Origin of the sequence: Salmonella sp. SAL4457, from assembly GCF_046548235.1 — a bacterium.
GTDB classification, from domain to species: Bacteria; Pseudomonadota; Gammaproteobacteria; order Enterobacterales; family Enterobacteriaceae; genus Salmonella; species Salmonella enterica.
The window spans coordinates 1-254 of the sequence record NZ_JBGDZO010000890.1; the positions used below are offsets into that span (position 1 = coordinate 1).

Here is a 254-nt window from a genome sequence, read left to right on the forward strand (position 1 = left end):
GTGATGTAGAGCGGCTTGATGCCGACCGGGTCGCGGGCCAACGTCAATGTTCGGGTCAGACGATCCCAGATCGCCACCCCGAACATGCCCTCGAGCCTCGGCCAGATATCGTCGCCCCAGCAAGCGAAACCAGCCAGGATCGTTTCGGTATCGCTGTGCGTCGCGAATGCATATCCGGCGCGCTCGAGTTCGACGCGCAACTCGGGGAAATTGTAGATCTCGCCATTGAACACGATCGCGTGGCGGCCGTTGGG

The 254-nt window shown here is 61.8% G+C and carries 1 pseudogene; it reads right to left on the reverse strand.

What is annotated here, in order from left to right:
• A pseudogene (locus tag ACLJNW_RS26760) lies at window positions 1-254 on the reverse strand (N-acetylglutaminylglutamine amidotransferase); the annotation flags it as partial.